We start from the raw sequence: 6461 nt of genomic DNA, 5'->3' as shown, positions 1-6461 counted from the left end.
ACAACGACGACTAACGCTCCGCATCGCGGATGAAATGGGTAGAGGATCTCAACCTCTGATCCCAGACACCCGGCATTATGACGCTGGTCCGCCAGGCGTGGGCAAGACGCACTTGTCGATCGCTTGGGCGAGAGGCAATCCTGGCCGGGTACACGGTGCAGTTCACCACGGCGACGACGCTGGTCGCAGGCCTTGCCAAGGCGCACGGCGAGCGAGGCCTGGACGAGAAACTGCTCGCGCTGTCGAAGCCAAAGCTGCTCATGGTCGACGAACTCGGCTACTTGCCACTTAAACCTGACGCGGCGCATCTGTTCTTCCAACTGGTGAGCCGGCGCTACGAAACCGGCGCCATGCTGATCACGTCGAACCGCAGCGTTGCTCCTCGGCGACGCCATCCTGGATCGCCTCGTTCACAACGCTCACCGCCTCCAACTCTCCGGAGAAAGCATGCGAAAGCAGAACGGCCGCAACCAAACTCTTGGCGTCAACCCAAACCCCTGAACCAATCACCATGTCGGTCAAAGCCGCTGCTCACCATCGGCAAATGCGCACAGGTGACCTTAGCGGACGACGCGCTGGTGATCGTCCCGGGTCTTCAAATCGGAATGCTGGCCGAGAAAGTCTGCAACCTCGGCCTAGACCGCCTGGGCAAGCAGGACACGCGCCCCATTGCGCAAGACTTCTGTGAGTTGATCGTCGAAGATTCCAGGCTGAATCAGATGGATGACGTTATCGTTGGACAAGGCATATCGCTCCTTCGGTGGAGAAGTGGAGGCCTCAAGCACCCCCACGATATGCCGCCTTTCCGATTCCCGCCGTCACCAACTTTGGGCGATAGCTCTTTTGGTTCTTCACGGACGACTATCATCTATTGCTCGATCTTTTCCTCCCTATTCCAGGAAAACGTGAATGTCGTTCTGCTTGCCTGATCGCCCCAGAGTGGCCGTGTAGGGCACATCATGAATCCTGATGTGGGTCTGTGGTCGGTCCGGGCTCGGCAGCACGTTATGCCAGTGCATTCCGCGCCGGAGGTTCTCCGGCGCCGGTTGATTGCCGTGTTGCCAACTCGGAGGGACGAATCCTCCTAAGTCTTGCGCTGGCGGCATGTACTGTGGCGCGAAGATCGATGTCCCGAAGCTTTGCTCCCATGATGGTGGCGGATTGACGCTTTGCACTGGCGAATGGGCGGGTAACGACAAATCCTGCCAGAAGTTCGCTGTATTCCAGCTGTCGGCGGGAGGCTGGCCGGCTTGATCCACTCCACGCCAAAACTCTGGCGAATCGACAAATTGCGTTGAGGGTCCCGGTCGATCCGCTATCGATGTCCCGAAGCTTTGCTCCCATGATGGTGGGCTTGGCGGATTGACGCTTTGCACTGGCGAATGGGCGGGTAACGACAAATCCTGCCAGAAGTTCGCTGTGTTCCAGCTATCGGCGGAAGGCTGGCCGGCTTGATCCACTCCACGCCAAAACTCTGGCGAATCGAAAAGTTGCGTTGAGGGTCCCGGTCGATCCGCTGCAGCCGCCGCTCGCGCACTGCTGGGAGCGGTCCTCAAACGTCGTTGGAGTTGCTGCCGATCGGCGACGAGGTTGTCGAGGTGCAGCACGGCTGGCGGCCGTCTTTGCGCCAGTCGCCTAACAAGCGCCCGCGTGCCGTCAACCACGAAGACTCCGCAATCCCAACCGTTCCCCTGCCGGGTCATGCGGACAGGCTCCAGACGCGTACCCAGCCTTTGTGCGAGCATTTTTGCAAGCTTGTCGTTGTATCCTAGGAAGGAGTCATAATGATAGGCAACCGGCCGTCCGCGGTCGCTGCGATCAATGAACAGCAGCGACCAATGGGTGCCACGACGATGACGATCCGTAGCACTGGCATCGTTCACTGGCACGAACAGGAAGTCGGCTGTGTCGTTACCGTTCTGATTATGGACGATGCGCTGGAATGCGCTTAGCGCGACGCTCTCGGGGCCCAAGCGCAGATGATAATTGGCTATGAGGGGATCCACGAACCGCGTCCGGGCGGCGAGATCTGGATTGTTCCCCTGCAACTCCTGTTCCAGGAGCTCGTAATCCCTCTGGATATGCTCGTCGCCCAACCAATCCTTGGGGCCAAGCGATAATTCGCTGCGGCCTTGAATCGATGGATCAACCTGCTGCAGCGGCCAGGTTGATCCGAACCCGGTAGGTTGATCCAAGCGGCCCTCCGGACCGGCCGATTCCCGCCCACTTGCCTGCTGAGGGGACAACCCCGACGCCGCGTTCGCCTCAACGACCTGTAGGTACTGCCCAAGCCGCTTGAAACCCACGGAAAATCCTCTGAGGGCTTCGGTGCAGTCTCGGAAGTCTTGGTAATCTATTTTTAGCGACCATTTCTGCTGATCACTGCCGTTGAGACGGCTCGCTATGCTCTCCCTACCCCTTGTTTGCAGCCAATCACTAAACCTACGTTGATTTATGGCCATATTCCGGACAGCTTTCCTCTGGGAAGTCGAGTCCGGTCCGAGCTTGCTCAGCTCTTCGTTGGCCAAGCCATCAATCATGCGGGCGTCGTCGGGATAAGGATAAGGATGATGATGCTTCAATTGGGGCTCGGTGCCTAGATACTGCCGAAGCCGATCGAAACTCACGACCACTTTTCCCTCGACTTTGGTAAAGGCCCTGTAATCCTCCATCAACGACCGTTGCTGCTGATCACTGCCGGTGAGTCGGCTGACTATGTTCCCCCTACCCTCCCTTTGGAGCCAATCACTAAACCTACGTTGTTTGCTGGCCCGTTCCGAGACACCTCTCCTCTGGGAAGTCGAATCCGATCCCAGCTTGTTCAGCTCTTCATTGGCCAGGCCATCAATGAGGTGGGCGTCCTCGGGATAAGGATAATGTATTTGGCGCCCCATCAGGCGCGGCCCGGGCCCGACGGCTTGGAGTTCTTGCTCGTTGGGCGCGAACCTCCTGAAATGAGACAGTGCCGACTTGAGACGGTTATGATTGTCCCCACCGCCCGCCCTGTAATCCGTGATATCAGCGGCTAGTGACTCTGGATCGTTTAAAAGCCGAGAAGCCATCGAACCCCTGTTCTCTGCTCGGAGCCAACGAGCAAACCCCCTAAGAAGCCCTAAATTGGTCCTGAGGGTACCATCGCAAACCCTTCCATCCCCTCGGCCGGTACTACCGTCGGGGAGAATTTCATATCCTCGGACTGCTTCCGCGAACTGCTCGATGCGGGCCTCGTCTTCGGGATGCATGTCCTGGCCAGCGGGGCGACCACGCTTGGCGAAATCCATCCGAAGCTCTGAAGAGGCCACCTCGGACGTCGAGCCGCCGGACGACTTTTCGCCACCACTTCCTCCGAAGACTTTGCCGAACCCTGACTTAACACGAGAAAACAGTCCACGGCTTTTGCTATCCTTCGTCCGCGCCGCAGGCTGCGGTTCCGATGGCGCTGTGTAGCGCGTGCTACTGAACAACTGGTCACGCAAGCTAGACTGCGAGGCCGTCGCACCCGCGCCAAGGTGAGCGCTAGGAACATCGACACTGTGACGCGTGCTGCTGAACGAGTTGTCCCGCAGGTTGGACCTTGGCCGCATTCGCATCGAACCACCAACGTCCGTACGCTGGATGTTTTCATGCGACCGTGCGGCTGGAGTGTCGGGGGAACTAACCCCGGAACTCTCCTCAGCAGAGCGGAGTTGCAGCTCGCCCAATTGCTGCTCGAAGCCAGCTTGATCTGCAGGGTCAACGTCGGTCTGTTGCCGCTGCAGCTCGGCGTACCAGCGCATCCAATCGTCCGGATTGTTATAGACGGGTTCCACACGACTCTCCCTAGATGAGGTGACTCTTCATAGCTGCCCCGCGGCCACACTCCGGTGCACTGACCACAGAGACCGGATTCAAAAAGCCGGACGTCAAGATTCGCCAAATTGAACAAAAAGGGACCGTTAGTGCCGCTCCGAGCTCGTGCATTACTCACACCTGCCCAGCCTTGGCTGCTGCAGAAGAGCGCCCCGGCTTCCTGGGCAACAGGTAACCGCTCGCCAAACCTCAAAACGATCCAGGAGAACCGAAACCCAAATACTCGCACAATCCAAAAGCCACCTGTTGCCGCCCTCCTTCCGGGCAAGTTCGCATGCGGCACATCGCGATCGAAATTGGGCCGCCCCATTGCTGATGGAAGGCGTCCGGGTTTCGATACTTGCACTGCAAGCTCTGCTTCCTCATCAGTTCTTCAGTTCAACGTCCTCACATTCGCTACAACCAACGAGCCTCTTCGAGTGATCATGACGCTTCAGAGCGAAGTCCGCATGTATGATTCAGACTGTACAACCTGACGCTACGTAGACTTCAAGCCCCAGTGCTGTCGCGTCGAGCCTGGTTGGCTTTCATACCCGTTTCAGGATGCGGCAAATCCTCGCAGCTTGGTGATCTACCGCCGCTTCAAGGACCTTAATGCGCCAGGCGCCGCCGCCGATGAATACCAAAGACGTGTTGGCAGCGGCGTAAGCGCGAAGCTTTGGCCGTTCAGGCTTGGAAGTTCCAGGGCATGAAAGTATCGATCTGAGAGATCGGCCAGCGCCGCTTTATCGATGCGAAGTCCCCGAACATCATACACCGACGCTGACCCAGCATAACGCTGCCGCGGTCGCAGCGATAGACAGCGGGTAGTCACGACTGTAAAAACCCTGACGACGGCCTTGCAGTTATCCGCAGCATGGCGGCCGGCCGCGGTCCAGGTCTTGCGCATCCGCGCATGCCGGCGCGCGGTGTTCATGAAGCGCTTGTGACTGCCAATAAGACTGCTCGTTTTCCTCGTCATCGGCTTCTCCGCCTGGCTGCTCTTCACGCTCGCAGTCTTCGCGCTGCCCGTCTTCGCAGGCGTGACGATTGGCCTTTGGGCCTTCTACACGGGGGCCGGCGCGCTCGGCGGCATCGTGGTGGCCGTCGTGGCGGGCGGCGCGAGGTTCGGTATAGGCCAACTCGCGCTCGCCTTCGTGACGTCTACTTGGCTCCGGCTCGTGATCACCGTTGTCTATGTCGCGCCCGCCATGTTCGCCGGTTACAACGCGACGCATGGAATCGCCCAGATGGCGAAGGCCTTCGCCCACCTGGCAAATGATCTTCGCGATCGTTGGCGCGACTGTCGTTACCCCTACGGCGTTCATCCGCTTTACGGCTATGGTCGCACCAGGACCAGCCGGACGGGATTTGGCGCAGGGCTACCACGTTAGCGGCGGCCATCAGGTGGGACAGATCAGGCGCCCAGAGCACTCGCGATGCTCATCCTCGATACTCGATTGAGAGCGGCCCGAGCGTCGAGGCTCGAATCATCGAGGGGTGGCCGAGCTAACGGAGATTGTTGAGACGCAGTGATCTAGACGGTGACGTCTCACGAACACGCCCGACAACTCAAGTCGTTGGGCGTATTGCTGCGTGTTCCAGCCGATCGTGATCACGGAGTCCAGGGCATCGTGATCACCCATTCCAGAGCATCGTGATCACCATTTCCAGCCGATCGTGATCGCTATTTCCAGCGATGCGATCGGGGCAATTAGGAGGCGCGCGCCGCTGACAGTCTGCCACCCGGGTAGCTTGGTCTTTTGCCTAACCGCAGAGGATCGAGATGCCGACCGAGAGACTGTCCATGCGCCACATCCGTGAAGTTCTACGCCTGCACTACAGCGTCGGCATGTCGCAACGCGCCCTTGCCCGCAGCCTGGGCTTGGCCCAGGGCACGGTCAGCAAGTACCTCAACCGAGCCCGCCGCGCCGGCCTGACCTGGCCACTGCCGCCGGAGCTGGATGACGACGTCCAGCTCGAGAACCGCCTGTTTCCGCCGCCTTCTGATCGGCCCAGCGACGAGCGTCCGCATCCAGACTGGGCGCTCGTGCATCGCGAGCTACGGCGGAGGAACGTCACGCTGATGCTGTTGTGGGAGGAGTATTGCGACGCAAACTCCGACAGCTTCAACTATGCGCGGTTCTGCGAACGCTACAAGGAGTGGACGGGCCGCCTCAAGCCGACCCTGCGCCAGGTCCATGTCGCCGGCGAGAAGCTGTTCGTCGACTATTCCGGCCATACCATGGAGGTGGTTGACGGGCTCAGCGGCGAGGCGCGCAGCATGCAGATCTTCGTCGCCGAGCTCGGCGCCTCGAACTACATCTATGCCGAGGCCAGCTTCAACCGATCGCTACGACAAGGGATCGCTGTTGATCACGACTCAGGTGCCCGTGTTGCAATGGCACGATGTCATTGCCGAGCCGATGACTTCATGATGCCTCCGTCTTTGAACGCTTGGTACGTCGTATCCGATTGCGCAGCCGACTGATTTGTTCGTCTGAGAGCTCGATCTGTCATGGCTGGCCTTTGGCTAACTGACGACCTGCCAGCATTCCGCGCGCAAGATAATCGAAGATTGTTTGCGGGGTTACTCCAAGCTCAGCCGCTGCGCACTGAATCGAGAAGCTGCC

At 59.3% G+C, this 6461-nt stretch carries 3 protein-coding genes and 3 pseudogenes; 3 read left to right on the top strand and 3 right to left on the bottom strand.

Going from position 1 to position 6461, the window contains the following annotated elements:
- Window positions 1-85: 85 nt before the first annotated feature.
- Window positions 86-501 (top strand): annotated as a pseudogene (locus tag IVB12_RS30980) (ATP-binding protein); the annotation flags it as partial.
- A 62-nt stretch (window positions 502-563) separates the two neighbouring features.
- Here IVB12_RS30980 and IVB12_RS30975 read toward each other — a convergent pair.
- The 3 genes and pseudogenes from IVB12_RS30975 to IVB12_RS30965 form a co-directional block, all read right to left on the bottom strand.
- Window positions 564-791, bottom strand: a pseudogene (locus IVB12_RS30975) (IS256 family transposase); the annotation flags it as partial.
- A 99-nt stretch (window positions 792-890) separates the two neighbouring features.
- Window positions 891-3281, bottom strand: a complete 2391-nt coding sequence (locus IVB12_RS30970) for a Ulp1 family isopeptidase (RefSeq protein ID WP_247304938.1) — start codon at window positions 3279-3281, stop codon at window positions 891-893.
- A gap of 1139 nt (window positions 3282-4420) precedes the next feature.
- The gene (locus IVB12_RS30965) at window positions 4421-4810 is read right to left on the bottom strand and encodes a hypothetical protein (protein ID WP_247304935.1); all 390 of its coding nucleotides are present in this window, start codon (window positions 4808-4810) and stop codon (window positions 4421-4423) included.
- On the opposite strand from IVB12_RS30965, the pseudogene IVB12_RS30960 reads away from it, so the two are divergent.
- Window positions 4779-5208: pseudogene (locus IVB12_RS30960) on the top strand (hypothetical protein); the annotation flags it as partial. The gene IVB12_RS30965 and the pseudogene IVB12_RS30960 sit on opposite strands and share 32 nt — an antisense overlap.
- Window positions 5209-5635: 427 nt before the next feature.
- Window positions 5636-6319: a sigma factor-like helix-turn-helix DNA-binding protein gene (locus IVB12_RS30955; protein ID WP_247304932.1), complete on the top strand. Its 684-nt coding sequence runs from the start codon at window positions 5636-5638 to the stop codon at window positions 6317-6319.
- Window positions 6320-6461 lie beyond the last annotated feature (142 nt).

It is taken from the genome of Bradyrhizobium sp. 179, assembly GCF_023073535.1.
In the GTDB taxonomy this organism is placed as follows: domain Bacteria; phylum Pseudomonadota; class Alphaproteobacteria; order Rhizobiales; family Xanthobacteraceae; genus Bradyrhizobium.
This window is presented reverse-complemented; position numbering and strand designations above follow the sequence as displayed.